This window comes from Arthrobacter sp. Y3221160 (assembly GCF_059092585.1).
In genome coordinates this window covers 1,702,707-1,720,178 of the sequence record NZ_JBNHHU010000001.1, presented here as the reverse complement: position 1 = coordinate 1,720,178, position 17,472 = coordinate 1,702,707, and the positions used below count along the sequence as shown (strand labels likewise).

At 68.1% G+C, this 17,472-nt stretch carries 16 protein-coding genes and 1 tRNA gene; 9 read left to right on the top strand and 8 right to left on the bottom strand.

Going from position 1 to position 17,472, the window contains the following annotated elements:
• Positions 1-30: 30 nt before the first annotated feature.
• From AC5RWG_RS07980 to AC5RWG_RS07970, 3 genes are read left to right on the top strand one after another with little or no spacing between them, the layout of a single operon-like run.
• Positions 31-687: a copper resistance CopC family protein gene (locus tag AC5RWG_RS07980; protein WP_494073977.1), complete on the top strand. Its 657-nt coding sequence runs from the start codon at positions 31-33 to the stop codon at positions 685-687.
• Positions 680-2,881, top strand: a complete 2,202-nt coding sequence (locus tag AC5RWG_RS07975; RefSeq protein WP_494073978.1) for a bifunctional copper resistance protein CopD/cytochrome c oxidase assembly protein — start codon at positions 680-682, stop codon at positions 2,879-2,881. Before AC5RWG_RS07980 ends, AC5RWG_RS07975 begins: the two co-directional genes overlap by 8 nt.
• Positions 2,878-4,917: an NHL domain-containing thioredoxin family protein gene (locus tag AC5RWG_RS07970; RefSeq protein WP_494000725.1), complete on the top strand. Its 2,040-nt coding sequence runs from the start codon at positions 2,878-2,880 to the stop codon at positions 4,915-4,917. Before AC5RWG_RS07975 ends, AC5RWG_RS07970 begins: the two co-directional genes overlap by 4 nt.
• A 79-nt stretch (positions 4,918-4,996) precedes the next feature.
• On the opposite strand, the gene AC5RWG_RS07965 is transcribed toward AC5RWG_RS07970, so the two are convergent.
• Complete coding sequence (locus AC5RWG_RS07965) at positions 4,997-5,983, bottom strand: hypothetical protein (RefSeq protein WP_494166728.1); 987 nt, start codon at positions 5,981-5,983, stop codon at positions 4,997-4,999.
• 109 nt (positions 5,984-6,092) lie between these two features.
• Here AC5RWG_RS07965 and AC5RWG_RS07960 point away from each other — a divergent pair, with 109 nt between their 5' ends.
• Positions 6,093-6,572 carry a nucleoside deaminase gene (locus tag AC5RWG_RS07960; protein ID WP_494000723.1) on the top strand — a complete coding sequence of 160 codons (480 nt, stop codon included), beginning with the start codon at positions 6,093-6,095 and terminating at the stop codon, positions 6,570-6,572.
• A 16-nt stretch (positions 6,573-6,588) separates the two neighbouring features.
• Here the strand turns inward: AC5RWG_RS07960 and panD are convergent, their stop codons facing one another.
• Entirely contained in the window at positions 6,589-7,002 is a 414-nt protein-coding gene (panD, locus tag AC5RWG_RS07955) for an aspartate 1-decarboxylase (RefSeq protein ID WP_494000722.1), read from the bottom strand.
• A gap of 138 nt (positions 7,003-7,140) precedes the next feature.
• On the opposite strand from panD, the gene AC5RWG_RS07950 reads away from it, so the two are divergent.
• On the top strand, positions 7,141-8,016 hold the full coding sequence (locus AC5RWG_RS07950; RefSeq protein ID WP_494166727.1) for a hypothetical protein: 876 nt from the start codon (positions 7,141-7,143) through the stop codon (positions 8,014-8,016).
• 72 nt (positions 8,017-8,088) lie between these two features.
• Here the strand turns inward: AC5RWG_RS07950 and AC5RWG_RS07945 are convergent.
• From AC5RWG_RS07945 to AC5RWG_RS07925, 5 genes are all read right to left on the bottom strand, one after another.
• Positions 8,089-8,162: transfer RNA gene (locus AC5RWG_RS07945), tRNA-Gly, on the bottom strand.
• A 74-nt stretch (positions 8,163-8,236) separates the two neighbouring features.
• Entirely contained in the window at positions 8,237-9,505 is a 1,269-nt protein-coding gene (locus AC5RWG_RS07940) for an ABC transporter ATP-binding protein (protein ID WP_494000720.1), read from the bottom strand.
• A gap of 24 nt (positions 9,506-9,529) precedes the next feature.
• On the bottom strand, positions 9,530-10,372 hold the full coding sequence (locus tag AC5RWG_RS07935) for a carbohydrate ABC transporter permease (protein ID WP_494022333.1): 843 nt from the start codon (positions 10,370-10,372) through the stop codon (positions 9,530-9,532).
• Positions 10,372-11,349 carry a carbohydrate ABC transporter permease gene (locus AC5RWG_RS07930; protein ID WP_494166726.1) on the bottom strand — a complete coding sequence of 326 codons (978 nt, stop codon included), beginning with the start codon at positions 11,347-11,349 and terminating at the stop codon, positions 10,372-10,374. Before AC5RWG_RS07930 ends, AC5RWG_RS07935 begins: the two co-directional genes overlap by 1 nt.
• The gene (locus AC5RWG_RS07925; protein ID WP_494167108.1) at positions 11,346-12,665 is read right to left on the bottom strand and encodes an extracellular solute-binding protein; all 1,320 of its coding nucleotides are present in this window, start codon (positions 12,663-12,665) and stop codon (positions 11,346-11,348) included. The genes AC5RWG_RS07930 and AC5RWG_RS07925 overlap by 4 nt, the downstream gene beginning before the upstream one ends.
• Before the next feature lie 219 nt (positions 12,666-12,884).
• On the opposite strand from AC5RWG_RS07925, the gene AC5RWG_RS07920 reads away from it, so the two are divergent.
• The 4 genes from AC5RWG_RS07920 to dcd all read left to right on the top strand — a co-directional run bounded on the left by AC5RWG_RS07920 (position 12,885) and on the right by dcd (position 16,103).
• On the top strand, positions 12,885-13,700 hold the full coding sequence (locus AC5RWG_RS07920; RefSeq protein WP_494166725.1) for a DUF1684 domain-containing protein: 816 nt from the start codon (positions 12,885-12,887) through the stop codon (positions 13,698-13,700).
• A 51-nt stretch (positions 13,701-13,751) separates the two neighbouring features.
• Positions 13,752-14,369, top strand: a complete 618-nt coding sequence (locus tag AC5RWG_RS07915) for a DinB family protein (RefSeq protein WP_494166724.1) — start codon at positions 13,752-13,754, stop codon at positions 14,367-14,369.
• 92 nt (positions 14,370-14,461) lie between these two features.
• Complete coding sequence (locus AC5RWG_RS07910) at positions 14,462-15,319, top strand: tryptophan 2,3-dioxygenase (protein ID WP_494166723.1); 858 nt, start codon at positions 14,462-14,464, stop codon at positions 15,317-15,319.
• A gap of 202 nt (positions 15,320-15,521) precedes the next feature.
• Complete coding sequence (gene dcd / locus AC5RWG_RS07905; protein ID WP_494000714.1) at positions 15,522-16,103, top strand: dCTP deaminase; 582 nt, start codon at positions 15,522-15,524, stop codon at positions 16,101-16,103.
• A 15-nt stretch (positions 16,104-16,118) separates the two neighbouring features.
• Here dcd and AC5RWG_RS07900 read toward each other — a convergent pair whose 3' ends face one another.
• On the bottom strand, positions 16,119-17,417 hold the full coding sequence (locus AC5RWG_RS07900; protein ID WP_494167107.1) for an MFS transporter: 1,299 nt from the start codon (positions 17,415-17,417) through the stop codon (positions 16,119-16,121).
• Between the last annotated feature and the right edge of the window lie 55 nt (positions 17,418-17,472).

Below are 17,472 nucleotides of genomic sequence, written 5' to 3'. Positions count from 1 at the left end.
CCCCGACGAAAGAACGTGATGAACCCCCTGATGAACACCCCTGCACCCGTCCGCGTTGCCGCCTCCGGGTCTTCGGCAGCCAGGCAGCGCCGTGACGACGCCCGACGCCTCGCCCGGCAGGCGGCCCTGCGCCGACTGCTCGCGGCCGCCTTGGCCGCCATGCTGCTGTGGCTTTCGGCGGCGCTGACGCTGGCGCGCCCGGCCGCGGCCCACGACGAACTGATCGGATCCACCCCGGAAAACGGCGCCGTCCTCGACGTCCAGCCCGAGAGCATCGTGCTGGAATTCAGCGCGAATGTGATGGATATCGGCACCACCACCCAGGTCCTGGACAGCGCCGGCACCGACTGGGCCGCCGGAGCACCCGTGCTCGGCGGCCGTGAGGTCACCATTCCCCTGCAGGACGGGATGCCCGACGGCGACTACCAGCTGGGCTGGCGGGTCGTCTCCAGCGACGGCCATCCGATCGAAGGAACCACAAAATTCTCCCTTGCGGCCGGCGGCACGGCCTCGGCCCCGGCATCCACAGCCGCGGCCGGCGGCACCGCCGAGGCTGCCGGGAAAGAGGACGGTGCCGGCGGCGCCGGACTGTTCCTCGCGCTGGGCGCCGGCACGCTGGCTATCCTGGCCGGACTGGCCGCCTTCGTGATGAGCAAGCGGGGCGGAGGCGCTGGCGGTCGTGGCTGAGCGGCTGACCCCTGCGGCTGACCGGCGTCCTGCGGCAATCACCGCCGACGGGATCGGCAGGGGATGGCTCCTGGCCGGTGCGGTCGTCCTGGTCCTGGCGCTGGCGGCAGCCCTGCTGTACTCCGGGGCGGCCGCCACCCGCCAGCTCTCCGACCCCGGCGCCTTGACCCGATGGGCGCTGCCAGTGGCCAAGGCCGCCAACAACACGGCTTTGGCAGCCGTCATCGCAGCGCTGCTCTTCGCCGTCGGCATCCTTCCCCGGCAGTTGCGTCCCGGCCGCAGGCCGGGCAACGGCGACCAGGGCCCCGAGCATCCCGCCTTCACGGCCGCGCTGCGGCTGGCCGCGGTCGCCGCCGTCGTCTGGACGCTGGCGGCCATGGCCGTGCTGGTCTTCAGTTTCTCCGACGTCGCCGGGCTGCCCGTGAGCGGGGACGCCAACTACACCGCCGGATTCATCGGCTTCATGACGGACATCGGGACCGGCCAGGCCTGGCTCGCCATCACCATAGTGGCCGCCGTCGTGGCCACGCTGATCTTCGGCCTCCGCTCCCTCCCGGGGCTGGCCGCCACCTTGGCGCTGGCCACCATCGGCGGGCTGCTGCCGATGGCCCTGATCGGGCACTCGGCCGGCGGCGACGATCACTACGGGGCCGTCAACTCGATCGGGCTGCACCTGCTGGGTGCCTGCCTCTGGGTGGGCGGAATCATCGTCCTCGCGGTCATTTCCGGGACACTGGGCACCAGGGACATCACCGGGCAGGTGCTGCGTCGCTACTCATCGCTGGCACTGATCAGCTTCGGCCTGGTGTTCTTCTCCGGCATCATCAACGCGTCCATTCGGATCACCTCGCTGGACCAGCTTTCCACCCCCTACGGGGTGCTCGTGGTGATCAAGGCCCTCGCCACGCTGCTGCTGGGGGCCATCGGCTTCATGCACCGGCAGTGGATCATCCCCGAACTCGCAACGAAGTCCGGCAAGCGCGTCCTGTGGCAGCTCATCACCGTCGAACTCCTCATCATGGCGGCGGTCTTCGGCGTGGCGACGGCCCTGGCCCGCACGGCGCCGCCGACGCCCGAGGAACTGCCGCCGGACGCGTCCCCGGCGCGCATCCTGACCGGTTACGAACTGCCGCCGGAACTGGTCGGGAGCAGCTGGCTGACCGTCTGGCGGTGGGACTGGCTGTGGGTGACGTTCGCCCTGGTCACCGGCATCGCCTACCTGGTCGCGGCCGCCAGGCTGCGCCGGCGCGGCGACGGCTGGCCGGTGGCCCGGACCATCAGCTGGATCGTCGGCCTGCTGGCGCTCACCTATGTCACGTCGGGGGCGCCGGCAGTCTACGGGATGGTGCTGTTCAGTGCGCACATGCTGGACCACATGGCCCTGACCATGGTGGTGCCGCTGTTCCTCGTCCTGGGCTCGCCGGTCACGCTGGCGCTGAAGGCGCTGCCGCCGCGCCGCGACGGCAGCAAGGGCCTGCGCGAATGGATCCTCTGGCTGGTGCATTCAAAGTATTCCGCGGTCATCACCCATCCGCTCTTCGCGGCGGCGAACTTCGCCGGTTCGATCATCATCTTCTACTACTCGCCGCTGTTCGGCTTCGCCCTGCGCGAGCACGTGGGGCACGAGCTGATGAACCTGCACTTCCTGCTCACCGGCTACCTGTTCATCCTCTCGATGATCGGCCAGGATCCGCTGCCGCGGCGCGCGCCCTACCCGTTGCGGCTATTGCTGCTGTTCGCGACGATGGCCTTCCACGCATTCTTCGGCGTTGCCCTGACCAGCTCCACGGCCCTGATCCAGGCCTCCTGGTTCGGCAGCATGGGACGCGAGTGGGGACTGCCGGCCATGGACGACCAGCAGCTGGGCGGGGCCATCATGTGGGGCATCGGGGAAATACCCACCCTCTGCATCGCCGTCGGAGTGGCCATTGCCTGGTCGCGGTCCGACGCGCGGGAAACAAAGCGTAAAGATCGTTCGGCCGATAGGAATAACGACGCCGAACTGGCGGCTTATAACGATATGTTTGCCAAGATGGCCCGGCAGGATGCACGCCTGGTCCCGCCGGGGGCAGCAAGGCCTGCCGCGGGGCCCGGCACGGACTCCGGCGACCATGAACTTCCGACAACCACCACCGGGCAGCCGCCCGTTCCGGAACCGGATGACGCCGGCCGGACACAAGGAGAAACCAGATGACTGAGGCAGCCGACACCATCCGCAGCAACTACCGGGTCCGTGCCTCGGACCTGGTGGGGCGCAACTGGCTGAACACCGGCGGCAAGCAGCTGGGGCTGGAAGACCTGCGGGGCAAGATTGTGCTGCTGGACTTCTGGACCTTCTGCTGCATCAACTGCCTCCACGTGCTGGACGAGCTGAGGCCGTTGGAGGAAAAGTACAAGGACGTGCTGGTCACCGTCGGGGTGCACTCCCCGAAGTTCGAGCACGAAGCCGACCCCGTGGCACTGGCCGCGGCCGTGGAGCGGTACGAAATCCACCACCCGGTACTCGACGATCCGGAGCTGGACACCTGGCAGGCCTACGCCGCCCGGGCGTGGCCGACGCTGGTGGTCGTGGACCCCGAGGGCTACATCGTGGCGCACCTGTCCGGAGAGGGCCACTCGGGCGGCCTGGCGTCGCTGGTGGAAGAGCTGGTGGCCGAACACGAAGCCAAGGGCACGCTGCACCGCGGCGACGGGCCGTACGTGCCCGCGGAAACCACCGCCGGCGACCTGCGCTTCCCGGGCAAGGCCATTCCGCTGCCCGACGGTGTCGGTTCCGCCGGCGGGTCCTTCCTGGTCAGCGACACCGGCCACCACCGGCTGGTGGAATTGGCCGCGGACCTGTCGACCGTGCTCAGGACCTACGGTTCGGGCGTGAAGGGCTGGCAGGACGGGCCGGCCGATGCCGCGCAGTTCAACGAGCCCCAGGGCGTGGCCTTGCTTCCGGAAGGAATCCGCGGGAAGGCGGGCTACGACGTCGTCGTCGCCGACTCCGTGAACCACCGCCTCCGCGGCCTGTCCCTGGCCACCGGCGAGGTGACCACGATCGCCGGCAGCGGCGTGCAGCGGCTGCTCGATGCCGGCTCCCAGCGCACCGCGCCGGGGCTCGCCGAAGCCGGTCCCGGATCCGTGGCGGACGAAGCGGCTTCCGGGGAAGCGCTGGGGGAGGAACTGGCGGAAGCCATCGCATCGGGCCGGGAGCAGCTTCCCGCCGATCCGCTCGCCGTCTCGCTCAGCTCGCCGTGGGACGTCCTGTGGTCGACCCGGTTGGAGGCGGTGGTGATCGCCATGGCCGGCGTGCACCAGATCTTCACCTTCGACCCGGCCTCCGGCGCCGTCGCCATCCTTGCCGGTACCGGGCTGGAAGGCCTGCAGGACGGCGAGGCCACCGCGGCCTGGTTCGCCCAGTCGTCGGGCCTGGCCGAGGACGCGGCAGGAGGCATTTGGGTCGCGGACTCGGAGACGTCGGCCCTGCGCAAGATTTCCTTCGTGGAGGTCAAGGGCGAGCAGCGGGCGCACGTCTCCACCGCCGTCGGCACCGGTCTCTTCGACTTCGGATTCCGCGACGGGGAGGCAGCCGAGGCGCGGCTGCAGCATCCGTTGGGCGTGGCCGTCCTGCCGGACGGCTCGGTGGCCGTGGCGGATACCTACAACGGGGCGGTACGCCGTTACGACCCGGTGAGCGGGACCGTCTCCACCCTGGCGCGCGGTCTGGCCGAGCCGTCCGACGTCATGCTGGACACCTCTGCCGTGGCAGGGGGAGGCGAGCCGCTGCTGCTGGTGGTGGAAGCGAACAAGCACCAGCTTGTGCGGCTTCCCGTCCCCAAGGAAGCCCTGAAGGTGGACGAGGGGGCCTCGCAGACGCAGCGGCCCAAGACCGAGGTCTCGGCCGGGCCGCTGGCGCTGACCGTCCGCTTCGCGGCCCCCACCGGCCAGAAGCTGGATGACCGCTGGGGAGACCCGACGCAGCTGAAGATCTCTTCTTCGCCGGAAAACCTGCTGGTTTCCGGCGCCGGCACCTCCGTGGGGCTGGTGCGCGAACTGGTGCTGTCCGACGAGGTCGCGGAGGGCGTCCTGCACATCACCGCACGGGCGGCGGCCTGCGACGGCGAACCCGGCGGCGAGATCCCGGACCATGCCGCCTGCCACCTGTACCAGCAGGACTGGGGCATCCCCGTGGTGATTGGCTCCGGAACCGGCGAGATGACCCTGGACCTGCGCGGGCTGAACTAGGCGGCCGCGCGGCAGGACTGACAACGCCGGAGGCGGACAGGACAGCCTGTCCGCCTCCGGCGTCTGGTTAGGAGCGGACTCAGTAATCCACGACGGGGGTCAGGGTCACGTTGCCGTCGATGACGGACAGCCGGCCGGTGAAGCCGAATTCCTGCTCGATCTCCCGCTCGACGGAGGCGCCGGTGAACAAGTCGATTTCCACGACGTTCAGCTTGGCAACGCCGGTCAGCGGGCTCAGCACCCAGCTGCCCTTGAAGGGTTCTACCTTGACGTCCGGGTACTTCACGATCGACCAGTTGATGGTGTCGTCCCGGACGCGGTCCATCGCGGCGCTGAACGGGCAGCCGGAGGGCTGCAGCACGCGCTGCTCCGCGCACGAGTCGAGGAAGGCGTTGACCTGGGCGCTTAGGTCCTGAACCAGCTTGGGGGTGGCCGCCGTCGCCAGCGAGAGTTGGGCGTCCGGCGCGTTTTCCGGGCCGGTCAGCACGGATTCCACGACCGGGGCGGCGAAGTAGTCGCTCGCGTAGTGCGCCTCGAAGGTGCCGGGATAGAACACCGCAAAGGAATTCCTGCCTTCCGGCAGCGCCACCCGGGTACCGTTCAGTGAGGCCTCGTTCTCGTTGATCACGTCCACGCTGATGGTGGGAAGAGTGCTGGGCACGAAGGACCACTGGTTGAAAAAGAACCACGTCGTGCCGGTCTTTTCCAACGTGAACGTCGAGGTGTGCGGCGCCCCGCCAACCGTGTAATGGACGGGCAGGTCCACCTTGTCCTCGCCCGCCGGCACCGGATCGCCGACTTCCAGGTCTTCGATGTCCTCCACCGAGGCCTTGAGCGCGGCGCCGTCGAGCATGGCGGCGTTGGCATCCGGCACGGTTGCGTGAAGCAGACCGAGCGCCGCACCGCCGTCGCCGTCTTCCAGCGCTGTGAAGTACGCCTTCACCTGGTGCTGCGGGCTGAACACGAACGCATTGACCAGCATGATCGTCACGGCGGCAGCGGCCACGGCAAGCATCAGGCACAGCAGCCACGTGGCCACGGTCCTGAGCACTGTCGAATTTCCCACCCGCCCTACGTTACCTGCTGAGGGCGCCCGTTACCTGTCGGCGCGGTTCCCCGGACCGGTGTCAGCTGCGTTACATGCCGGCGGCTGGGCGTTCTGCCATAATCGGCCCATGGAACTGGCAACCGAGGACCTCAGGCATCTGCGGCGCTGCGTTGAACTGGCCCGTGAAGCGTTGGACGACGGCGACGAGCCGTTCGGTTCGGTGCTGGTCGACGCGGGCGGCAACGTCGTGTTCGAGGACCGCAACCGGGTCAAGGACGGGGACCACACCCGGCACCCGGAGTTCGAGATTGCCCGTTGGGCAGCCAGGAACCTTCCACCCGGGGAACGCAGGGCGGCAACCGTCTACACCTCGGGCGAGCACTGTCCGATGTGTTCGGCGGCGCACGCCTGGGTGGGCTTGGGACGGATTGTCTACGCAGTGTCATCCGAACAGCTGGGCCGGTGGCTGGCGGAGTGGGGCGTCGGGCCGGCGCCGGTGGCCGCGCTGCCGATTCAGCAGGTGGCGCCGGGAACCTTGGTGGACGGGCCGTCCGGCGAACTGGCGGACGAGGTCCGCGCGCTGCACCGGCAGTACCACCGGCGCTGAGCGCCGCCGGGGACGGTTACTTGACCGCGAACGGCGGGCGCATCAGCCCGTCGTCCACGGACTCCGCCGGGTCGGAGCCCAGGTCCACGATCCTGTTGCCGGCGTCCACGTGCACCACCGACGGCACGAAGGACCTGGCCTCGTCGTCGGTCATGTCGGCATAGGTAATCAGGATGACGAGATCGCCTTCGTGCACCAGGTGGGCGGCGGCACCGTTGATGCCCAGCACGCCCGATCCGCGTTCGCCGGCGATGGTGTACGTCTCCAGCCGGGCGCCGTTCGTGACGTCCACGATGGAGACCAGCTCGCCGGGAAGGATATCGGCGGCGTCCAGCAGGTCGAGGTCCACGGTCACGGACCCGACGTAGTGGAGATCCGCGTGCGTGACCGTGGCACGGTGGATCTTGGACTTGAACATTTTGCGCATCATCGCCTACCAGTTTAGTCCCCGCCCCGGCCGCCCCCGAAAGGGTTCCCGATCTGGCCCGCCGCCGGCGGCAGGTCTAGGGTGTACCCACAGGGGGCAACAACCTGCTTCAGCGAGGGCGATCGACGCAGGAGGCATGTGATGAGTTCGGAAATCGGCAGCAGCCGGCGGGACGGCGGGGTGCGGCCGGGCGACGATGTTCCGGCAGCCGCCCGCGAACCGCGGGACGGCGGGACCGAGCCCGCGCAGGCCGAACCCCCGCCGACCGAGGCCATGCCGGTGGCGGGCCAGGACCGCACCCGCAACGACCCTCCGGAGACGGCCGTGTTCGGCCCCCGGCCCACGGCGGACGACATGGACCCGGACGCCGTCGGCGGGAGCCCGGATGACGGGATGTATACCGAGCGGGGCTACCGGGACACCAGCGCCTACCGGCCCGAACCAACCCTCGACGAGGACTTGCTGTACCAGCGGCAGCACAATGCCTACGGCGGGCTGAGGCTGGGGTCTGCGTTCTTCGGCTGGCTGGCCGCCACGGCCCTGATCGTGTTGCTCACCGCGGTCGCCGCCGGTGCCGCCGCGGTTTTCGGCCTCGCCAACGAGGCCGACGTGCGCGGCAGGCTGGACGACATCTCCGCCGGCAACGGGCCGGACGCCATGATCGCGGGGGCGGCACTGGCGGCCGGCATCCTGATCGCCTATTTTGCCGGCGGCTACGTGGCCGGACGGATGGCGCGCTTCGATGGCGTCCGGCAGGGCTTCGCGGTCTGGCTTTGGGGCCTGGTCATGGCGGTCATCGCGGGCGTGATCGGGCTGTCCGCCGGCGGGCTCGGCCTGCTGACGGGACCGGCGCCGGTGATCGACCGCCCCATCGGGCAGTTGGCGGTGCCGGGCCTGGTGGCGCTGGCCGTGGTGCTGCTGGCGAGTCTCGCCGGATCGCTTCTGGGCGGTGCCGCGGGCATGCACTACCACCGGGCCATCGACCGTGCCGGCTTCGTGGCGGACGACGACGAGTAGGACGGCCGCTTCCCGCAGGGATGGGACAAACAAAGGCACCCCGGTCCGAGGGGCCGGGGTGCGCAGTGCGTGTGGAGCGGGCGACGGGAATCGAACCCGCGTATCGAGCTTGGGAAGCTAGCGCTCTACCATTGAGCTACGCCCGCACAGGATCCGCCGTGCAGGCGGATCCGGTCAACAACGAAACCGAGTTTACCCCAGTTCTGCGGCTGGCCGGAATTCAGGCCGGCTGGCCGGCCGTGGAGGCTTCCCGTTCGCGGGCTTCGGCGATTTCCTCTGCCCGGGCACGGTTGGCTTCCTCCGTCAGCGCCGCGCCGGCCGAGGCATCACGGGTCAGGTTTTCACCGGTCTCGGGGTCGAACAGATGCATCTTTCGGGTGTCCAGCCACAGTTCGGCGGAGCGCCCGCCGCGAATCCGGCTGGCGGCGTCCAGCGTGACCACGATCTGCGGCCGCAGTTCCTCGGCGTCCATCTCGCTGGCCAGCGAATTCAGCAGCTCCCGCACGGCGGGGTCCGGGTCGAAGTTGATGTAGCCGTACTGCTCGTTGCCCAGCCACTCGGTGTGGGTCAGTTCGGCCATGAACGTGGATCCCCGGTCCTTCTTGTGTTCTTCCACCAGGGAGGCGTCCTCAAAGAACTCGGGCCGCAAACCCGCGAGCACCACCTTCCTGCCTTCGGCCGCCCTGGCCCTGTCACCGGACACGGGGATGTCGCCGATCGGCGTCTTCAGGACGTTGCCCTCCAGGGTGGCCGGCAGGAAATTCATGGAGGGCGATCCGATAAAGCCCGCCACGAACAGGTTGACGGGCTGCTCGTAGAGTTCCCGCGGGGAAGCGATCTGCTGCAGCAAGCCCTTTTTCAGCACCGCCACCCGGTCGCCAAGGGTCATCGCCTCGGTCTGGTCGTGCGTGACGTAGACGCTGGTGACTCCCAGCCGCCGTTGCATCTGCGAGATCTCGGAGCGCATCTGGCCCCGCAGTTTCGCGTCCAGGTTGGACAGCGGCTCGTCGAACAGGAAGGCATCGGCCTGGCGCACGATCGCCCGGCCCATGGCCACGCGCTGCCGCTGGCCGCCGGACAGGTTCCCCGGCTTGCGCTCCAGGTGGTCGGTCAGTTCCAAGGTCTTCGCGGCGTCGGTGACGCGCCTCCGGATATCGTCCTCGGTGAACTTGCCCTTGGCCAGGCGCAGCGGGAACGCGATGTTCTCGAACACGGTCAGGTGCGGGTAGAGGGCATAATTCTGGAACACCATGGCCAGGTTCCGGTCCCTGGGGGCCTTTTCGTTGACGCGCTCGCCGTCGATCAACAGGTCGCCGGAGGTGATGTCCTCCAGCCCCACGATCATGCGCAGGAGGGTCGACTTGCCGCAGCCGGACGGTCCCACCAGAATGATGAACTCGCCGTCGGCGATGTCGATGCTGACGTCGTTGACGGCGGCGAAACCGTCGCCGTACTCCTTGACGAGGTTCTGCAGCGTGATCGATGCCATGGGATTTCCTTTCCTGCCGCGGGCTCAGCCCTTGACGGCGCCTTGGGTCAGGCCGGAGACGATTTGGCGCTGGAACAGCAGGACCAGCAGCACGATGGGAATGGTGACGATGATGGCCGCCGCGGAAATAGCGCCGACGGGGGATTCGAACTGGGAGGCGCCGGTGAAAAAGGCCAGCGCCGCGGGAACCGGCCGCGCCGCTTCGGTGGACGTCAGCGAAATGCCGTAGACGAAGTCGTTCCACGCGATGAAGAAGGCGATGATCGCCGTCGTAAAGACACCGGGTGCGGCCAGCGGCACGATGGCCTTGCGGAACGCCTGCCAGGTGGTGGCCCCGTCAACCTGTGCGGCCTGTTCCAGTTCCCAAGGGATCTGGCGGAAGAACGCGGCCAGGGTCCAGATGGAGATCGGCAGGGTCAGCGAGAGGTAGGGGATGATCAGCCCGGGCCAGGTGTCATAGAGGCCGATGTTCCGCCAGATGTTGAACAGCGGCGTGACGATCGAGATCACCGGGAAGATGGACACCGCCAGCGCGGTGGTCAGGATGACCTTCTTGCCGGGAAAATCCAGCCGCGCGATGGCGTAGGCGCACAAGGTGGCCAGCACGACGGCGATGAAGGTCGCAATCAGCGCGATGCCGATCGAGTTCCGCAGCGAGCTCAGGAACAGCTCCTGCGCCGAGCCGACCAGGATCTGCTCGTAGTTCGAACCCGTCCAGGTGTTGGGCAGGAACTGTCCGGAGGTCAGTTCGCTGGGCAGCTTGAACGAGGTGGCCAGGATGGACGCCACCGGGAACAGCGCATAAATAAGCACCAGCACGGAGATGATGGTCCAGATGACCCGCTCCTTGGTCCGCGACGCTCTCATCACTTGCCTCCTCTCTGGCCGGCGAGGTCCACTTTGAACAGCTTGACGGCGATAAAACAGATCAGCAGTACGCAGACGAAGAGCAGCACGGACACCGCCGAACCCAGCCCGATTTCCAGCCGCCCGATCGAGGTCCGGTAGGCCAGCAGCGACAGCACCTCGGTGCCGAACGCGCCGTTGGTCATGATGAACACGTTGTCGAAGATGCGGAACGCATCCAGCGCGCGGAACAGCACGGCCACCATGATCGCCGCCTTCATGTTCGGCAGGATCACGCGCCGCATCCGCTGCCACCAGGTGGCGCCGTCGACCTCCGCCGCCTCGGTGAGTTCGTCGGGTACCTGAGCCAGGCCGGCGAGCAGCAGCAACGAGATGAACGGCGTGGTCTTCCAGATCTCGCTGGCCATGATCACGCTCAGCGATGTTCCGGTGTTGGCGAACCAGTTCAGGTCGGGATCAATCCCGGGCACCCAGTCGAACCATGAGTTCACGAAGCCGGAGTTGATATCGAACATGTAGAACCAGGCGAACGCGGACACCACGGTGATGATGCCGTACGGGACCAGGATCGCGGTGCGCAGCCAGCCTCGCACCGCCTTCAGCGCCTTGTGCATGACCAAGGCCAGCGCGAAGCCCAGGACGAGTTCGACGACGACGGTCACCACGGTGATCAGCAGCGTGACGCCCAGGTCCCGCCACCAGACGATGTCCGTGAGGATCACGCCGTAGTTGGCCAGCCCGATGAACTCGCGCTCGTCCGGCGCGGTGAGGCGGTAGCTGAAGAGCGAGTCGAACACGGCCTGCAGGATCGGGTAGGCGGTGACGGCCAGCATGATGACGAAGGCGGGACCGGCCAGCAGCCAGCCCAGCCGCCGCTCGGCCTTGGCACGGTCGCTGTACTGCTGGACCGCGCGCCGCCGTCCGGCCCGTCCGGTCCCGCTGGCGGGCCGGTTGGGAATTTCGATCGAGGTGCTCACAGCAGGTTCTCCCCCCGTAGAACGGAGACGATGAAGTCTGAGGTTTCCTGCGGCGTCGTGGCCGGATCCACTTGCGACGGCGGGGCGAAATTCTGCTGCAGGCTGGTGGAAACTTCGTTGTAGAAGACGGTCTGCGGCCGCGGCGCGGACAACTCCAGGGACTCGCGGATGGTGTCCGCCATCGGGAAGGACTCCTCGATCCGCGGATCCTCGTAGGCCTCCGTATTTGAAGGCGGGTTGCCGTTGGTGATGAAGTACTCGGCCTGGTTCTCCGGGGTGACGATGCACTCGATGGCCGCGTAGGCCAAGTCGGGATGCTCGCTCGCGGCGCCGACGCCCAGATTGATGCCGCCCAGCGGCGGAGCGGCGGGGTCGGTTTCGTTCATCTGCGGGTACAGGGTCCAGCCGATGTCCTCGATCAGCGAGGGGTCCACCGTGCCTTCTTCCGCGGCGGTGTTCGTGGCCGGCCAGACGAACGGCCAGTTGACCATGAACGAGCCCTCGTCGCCCTGGAACAGGATCATGGAGTTGTTCTCGTCCTGGGTCGGCAGCCCCGGGCCGCCCAGCCCCTCCCGGCCGATGGTCGAGATGACCTCCGCCGCAGCCGTCCCGGGATCGCTGGCCAGCCCCAGCTCTATCTGATCGGCGTCCGCCTCGGGGTTCTCCAGGATCTGACCGCCCGCCGACTCGACCAACGCGTTCAGCCACACGGTCATGGACTCGCCGCGCTGGCCCTGGACGCCCAGGAACTTCTCCTGCTCGGCCGCGGCATCCATCAGCTGCTGCCACGTGACCGGCTGCGTCATGTCCAGGCCGGCGGCTTCGGCCACCGACTTCCGGTACCACAGCAGTTGGGTGTTGGCCCAGAACGGGACGGCGACCAGCTCGTCTTTCCACGTGGCCCCCGCGAGCGCGCCTTCCACCACGTTCTGCGTGGTGCGCTCCGCAACATCGTCCGGGACCGGCGCCAGGAACCCGGGCTCGGCCAGTTCGGGGATGAACGGCGGGTCCAGGCTCATGATGTCCAACGACGAATCGCCGGCCGCAAGGCGCCGGGCAAGCTGCTCCCGCTGGGAGGCCGCGTCATTGGGCAGCAGCGACGTCTCGATCCGGTACGCGCCGTCCGCCTGATCGGTGCACAGTTCCGCGATGGTCGCCTGCCCCCCGTCGTCGGGGTTGATGTACCAGGTCAGGGTGGGAGTTCCATCCTCGGGGCTGCAGCCCGCCAGCAGCGTGGCTCCCAGCGCCAGCGTCACCGCCACCCCCACGCGGGCTGTCGCGCGCCGGTGGCGCCGCCGGTTTTCGTCCTTGGGCATCGGCATGAGCCTCCCATTCTGGTAGACGCACTGGCCGCCCGGCTTCCGTTACGCTTTGTGCCACGCAGCCTTGTGAAATAGAGCGTATTCTCCTGCAGGCGAATTCGCCATGGTTCGGCGGAGGTCAGGGACTGCGGGCCGGGGAATACCGCACGGCGGGCGGCACGTTGTGCCCCGTACTGCCGGAGTGCCCGGCAATTGATTTGAGGGACGGCGAGCATGACCACTCCACGCGACGAGACCCGCCGGCGGGAAAGCTGGCTCCGGTTCAGGGACAACCGGAACCAGGCGCTGGCAGCGGAGCACGGCTGGCTCACGCTCACCTCGCTGCAGTGGCTGCCGGCCGAGCCCGCGCGGCTGGAAAAGATCACCGGCCTGTGGAGCGCCAACGGGCCGGCATCCGGCGGCGGCCACGCCTCGTTGACGGCGAGCGCCGAGGACGGCCTGTATCTGGCGGACAGCGGGGAGCCGGCCACCGGCACCTTGACGGCATCCCTGGGAAACGAGGAGTCGCTGCTCTGGGTGCGCCGCGGCAGCGTCGCCGTCGAATTGGCCGTCCGGGGCGACCGGTACGCCATCCGGACGCGGGACAACGACTCGCTCAAGCGGCGGGACTTCGACGGGGTCCCGGTTTTCGATTACAACCCGGACCTGGTGGTGGCCGGCCGGTTCCAGGCGTATCCGGAGCCCCTCGCGCTGCAGATAGCCACCTCGAACCCGGCGGTGGGAGGCATCGCCACCGCCGTCGGCACGGTCAGCTTCGAACTGGGCGGAACGGTCCATACCTTGGTGGCGGAGCAAGAGAAACTGGGCGCCCTGTCGCTGAACTTCCACGACGAAACCAACGGAGACAGCACCGCCGGCTGGCGTTCCGTGGTGACCCGCCGTCCCGGCCCCGACGGCACGGTGCTGATCGATTTCAACCGGGCCACCAACTTCCCCAGCGCCTTTACCGCGTTCGGCACCTGCCCGATGCCGGTGGAAGGCAACATTATTGCGGCACCGGTGGAGGCCGGGGAGCGCCGCATGGGCTGAGCATCGCCGGGAACGGTGGCGCTTGCCGCTCCTCTGCGGCAGGATCAGTGGATGGACCCAACGGCGGGAGACTTCCGCACCATCACCGATGACCTGGCCGACCGCTTGGCGGAGCTCCCTGACGATGCCTGGGACGACCCCGCGCTGGAGCTGGAGTGGAGCTGCCGCGAGACGGTGGCCCACATCATGGACGACTTCGCGTTCTACGCCCTGCAGCTGTCGGGGCGGAACCCGCCGCAGGACGGCTACGTGGCGCTGCTGGACCCGCCGCCTTGGCGCCCGGGCGGGCCGCAGATCCTGTTCTGGCCCGACCCTGCCAAGGGAACGGCCGGCATCGTCGGTTGTTTCGATGCCGCCGCGGGCCTGCTGTACGCGGTGACGGCCACGGCCACCCGCACCCACCGCGGTTACCATCCGGCCGGGACCTCGGACGCCTCCGGTTTCGCGGCGATGGGCATCGCCGAAGCCGTGTTGCACGGATTCGACATACTGGCCGTCCACGGGGTCGGCTACCGGCCTGACGAAGCCGTGTTGAGACGGGTGCTGAACCGCATCTTTCCGGCCGCACGGCGCACCGGCGATCCCTGGCAGGATCTGCTCCACGCCAGCGGCAGGACGCCCGAAACCCGCGGCCGGAAGTGGCGGTGGGACTCCTCGGTCCGCGGCTGAGGACCCCAGCGCGGCTGCGGAGCATTCGCGGCGCCGGGGCCGTAGGCTGGTAGCAGGCCTGCAACGAGGCAGGAGGACCGACGGAAGCCGCCATGACCGTAGACAAGAACACCCGACGTCTCGAGGACGACATCGAGACTGATTTCTCGGACAAGATGAGCTATGGCTCCTACCTGTCCCTGGGCCAGTTGCTCTCCGCCCAGCACCCGGTCAGCCGCCCGGAGCACCACGACGAGATGCTGTTCATCATTCAGCACCAGACGTCCGAGCTGTGGTTGAAGCTGGTGCTGCACGAGCTGCGCACCGTCCGGCAGAAGCTGCGCGACGACGACTTGCGGTTCGCCATGAAAGGCATCGCCCGGATTAAGCACATCCAGCGCTCGCTGACCGAGCAATGGTCCGTGCTGGCCACGCTGACGCCTTCCGAATACGCCGAATTCCGGGGCGATTTGGGTTCGGCGTCGGGCTTCCAGTCCTACCAGTACCGTGCCGTGGAGTTCCTGCTGGGCAACAAGAACAAGGGCATGCTGGCCGTCTTTGCGGACGATCCGGCCGCCCAGGCCATGCTGGGCGAGCTGTTGGAACAAAGCAGCGTGTACGACGAATTCCTGGCCTACCTGCACCGGCACGGCTACCCGGTTCCGGCGGAGCTGCTAAACCGTGACGTGACCGAGGCCCACGAGTTCAACCAGGAACTGGTGGGGACGTTCAAGGCCGTCTACGAGAATGCCGGCGCGAACTGGGACGTCTACGAGGCCTGCGAAGAACTGGTGGACCTGGAGGACAACTTCCAGCTCTGGCGCTTCCGGCACCTGAAGACGGTGGAGCGGACCATCGGGATGAAGCAGGGCACCGGCGGATCCTCCGGCGCCGGCTTCCTTCGCCGGGCGCTGGAGCTCACCTTCTTCCCGGAGCTGTACGCGGTGCGCACGGAAATCGGCAAGGCCTGACCGGCGGCTTCTAAGCTGCCGGCGGAGGCCGTTCGTTCCCCCGCCGACAGCGGCCCGGTGGCCGCCACCGAGAGAGCCGCGGCCCGCCTGGTTCAATCGTCGCACCGCTGACACCGTTCCGACCAGAGGCCCGGTGCAAGTGCCCGGGCGGAGGCCGCGTCATGCGTCGGGGGAGAGCGCCGGTCCCGTGTATTTTTGAAGGGTGCTGATCTCCGACCGCGATATACGTGCCGAACTGGACTCCCAACGCATCGTCCTGGATCCGTTCCAGCCGGACATGATCCAGCCCTCAAGCGTGGACGTGCGGCTTGACCGGTTCTTCCGGCTGTTCGACAACCATAAGTACGCCCACATCGACCCGGAGTTGGAGCAGCCGGAGCTGACCCGGCTGGTGGAAGTGGACCCCGAGGAACCGTTCGTCCTGCATCCCGGCGAATTCGTGCTCGGCTCCACGTACGAGACCGTGACGCTGCCCCATGACATCGCGGCCCGGCTGGAGGGCAAGTCCTCGCTGGGGCGGCTTGGCCTGCTGACCCACTCGACCGCAGGGTTCATCGATCCCGGTTTCTCCGGGCACGTGACGCTGGAACTCTCCAATATGGCGACGCTGCCGATCATGCTCTGGCCGGGCTCCAAGATCGGCCAGCTGTGCTTCTTCCGGTTGTCCTCGCCGGCGGAGCATCCGTATGGTTCGGGCGTATACGGCAACCGCTACCAGGGCCAGCGCGGCCCCACGGCTTCGCGCAGCTACCAGAACTTCCACCGCACCGTCATCGAACGCTGACCCTGGCCGGGCGCCTCAGGCGCGGGGCGTACTGGCGCGCTGGATCCGTGCCGGTGTCTTGACCGGCAGCAGCGCCAGCAAGCCGGCGACCAGCACGACGAGGATGCCCAGGATGCCGTGGCGCTGTTCGCCGAAGACGGTGATGGACAGCGCAAACAGGGACGGGGCCAGGAAGCTGACTGCGCGCCCGGTGGTGGCGTAGAGGCCGAAGAATTCGCCCTCCTCGCCGCGCGGCGCGAGCCGGGCCAGGTAGGCCCGGGACGACGACTGGGCCGGCCCCACGAACAGGCACAGCAGCAGGCCGAAGACCCAGAACGTGGTGTCGCCGGTCCAGGCGTTGCCCAGGAACACGTGGTTGCCCGGGCCCAGCGCGAAAATGGCGACGGCGGCGACGATCAGCCCGACCAGCGCCCCCACGATGACGTTCTTCGGGCCGATGCGGTCGTCCAGGACCCCGCCCGCGACGGCGCCGACCGCTGCGACGACGTTGCCGGCGATGGCGAAGACGATTACCTGGCTGAGCGAGAAGCCGAAGGTGCCGGCGGCGATCACCCCGCCAAAGGTGAACACCGCCGCGAGCCCGTCGCGGAAGATGGCGCTGGCGATCAGGAAGAAAATCGTGTGCGGGCTGGAGGTGAAGATCGCCTTGATGCGGCGGAAGAGCAGTCCGTAGGACGCAAAAAAGCTCAGCGACGCGGCGGCAGGCTGGCGCGGGATCTCCGGGACGGCGAACAGTACCGGCAGCGCGAAGGCCATGAACCACACGGCGCAGAACACCGCCACCAGGCGGATGTTCAGCCCGTTCTCCGCCGTCGCCCCGAACCAGCCGGTTTCGGGCAGCACGAACCCGACCAGCACCAGGGCCAGCGCCACGACCCCGCCGACGTAACCCATGGCCCAGCCGAAGCCGCTGACCTTGCCGATGGTCGACGGCGTGGAGATCTGGGTGAGCATCGCGTAGTAATTCACGTTCGCGAACTCGAAGAAGATGTTGGCCAGCGCGATGAGTCCCACGCCCAGGAAAAGGAAGCCGGGGGAGGGGAAGACGAAGAAGCACAGGCCGGTCAGTACCGCGACGGCGACGCTGTTGAGCCCGAGCCACAGCCTGCGGCGGCCCCCGGTGTCGGAGCGTTGCCCGGTGACCGGGGCCAGGAGGGCGATGGCCAGCCCGGCGATAGCCAGCCCGTAGCCGAGGATTTCGGACGCGAAGGCCTCGCCGCCGAAGGCATCGCTGGTCAGATAGACGGTGAACACGAAAGTTGTCATGACCGCGTTGAAGGCGGCGGAGCCCCAGTCCCAGGAGGCCCAGGCCATGACTTGCTTTTTATTCAACCGCTCCGCGGCCACGCCGCCCGCCGTGTGGGTTGCC

What these genes read in the sequence shown, in the direction of transcription:
- AC5RWG_RS07980 (WP_494073977.1), top strand. Translation starts at nt 31, where the DNA reads ATGAACACCCCTGCACCCGTCCGCGTTGCCGCCTCCGGGTCTTCGGCA.
- AC5RWG_RS07970 (WP_494000725.1), top strand. Translation starts at nt 2,878, where the DNA reads ATGACTGAGGCAGCCGACACCATCCGCAGCAACTACCGGGTCCGTGCC.
- AC5RWG_RS07960 (WP_494000723.1), top strand. Translation starts at nt 6,093, where the DNA reads ATGGAACTGGCAACCGAGGACCTCAGGCATCTGCGGCGCTGCGTTGAA.
- panD (WP_494000722.1), bottom strand. Translation starts at nt 7,002, where the DNA reads ATGATGCGCAAAATGTTCAAGTCCAAGATCCACCGTGCCACGGTCACG.
- AC5RWG_RS07950 (WP_494166727.1), top strand. Translation starts at nt 7,141, where the DNA reads ATGAGTTCGGAAATCGGCAGCAGCCGGCGGGACGGCGGGGTGCGGCCG.
- AC5RWG_RS07940 (WP_494000720.1), bottom strand. Translation starts at nt 9,505, where the DNA reads ATGGCATCGATCACGCTGCAGAACCTCGTCAAGGAGTACGGCGACGGT.
- AC5RWG_RS07935 (WP_494022333.1), bottom strand. Translation starts at nt 10,372, where the DNA reads ATGAGAGCGTCGCGGACCAAGGAGCGGGTCATCTGGACCATCATCTCC.
- AC5RWG_RS07925 (WP_494167108.1), bottom strand. Translation starts at nt 12,665, where the DNA reads ATGCCCAAGGACGAAAACCGGCGGCGCCACCGGCGCGCGACAGCCCGC.
- AC5RWG_RS07920 (WP_494166725.1), top strand. Translation starts at nt 12,885, where the DNA reads ATGACCACTCCACGCGACGAGACCCGCCGGCGGGAAAGCTGGCTCCGG.
- AC5RWG_RS07915 (WP_494166724.1), top strand. Translation starts at nt 13,752, where the DNA reads ATGGACCCAACGGCGGGAGACTTCCGCACCATCACCGATGACCTGGCC.
- AC5RWG_RS07910 (WP_494166723.1), top strand. Translation starts at nt 14,462, where the DNA reads ATGACCGTAGACAAGAACACCCGACGTCTCGAGGACGACATCGAGACT.
- AC5RWG_RS07900 (WP_494167107.1), bottom strand. Translation starts at nt 17,417, where the DNA reads ATGGCCTGGGCCTCCTGGGACTGGGGCTCCGCCGCCTTCAACGCGGTC.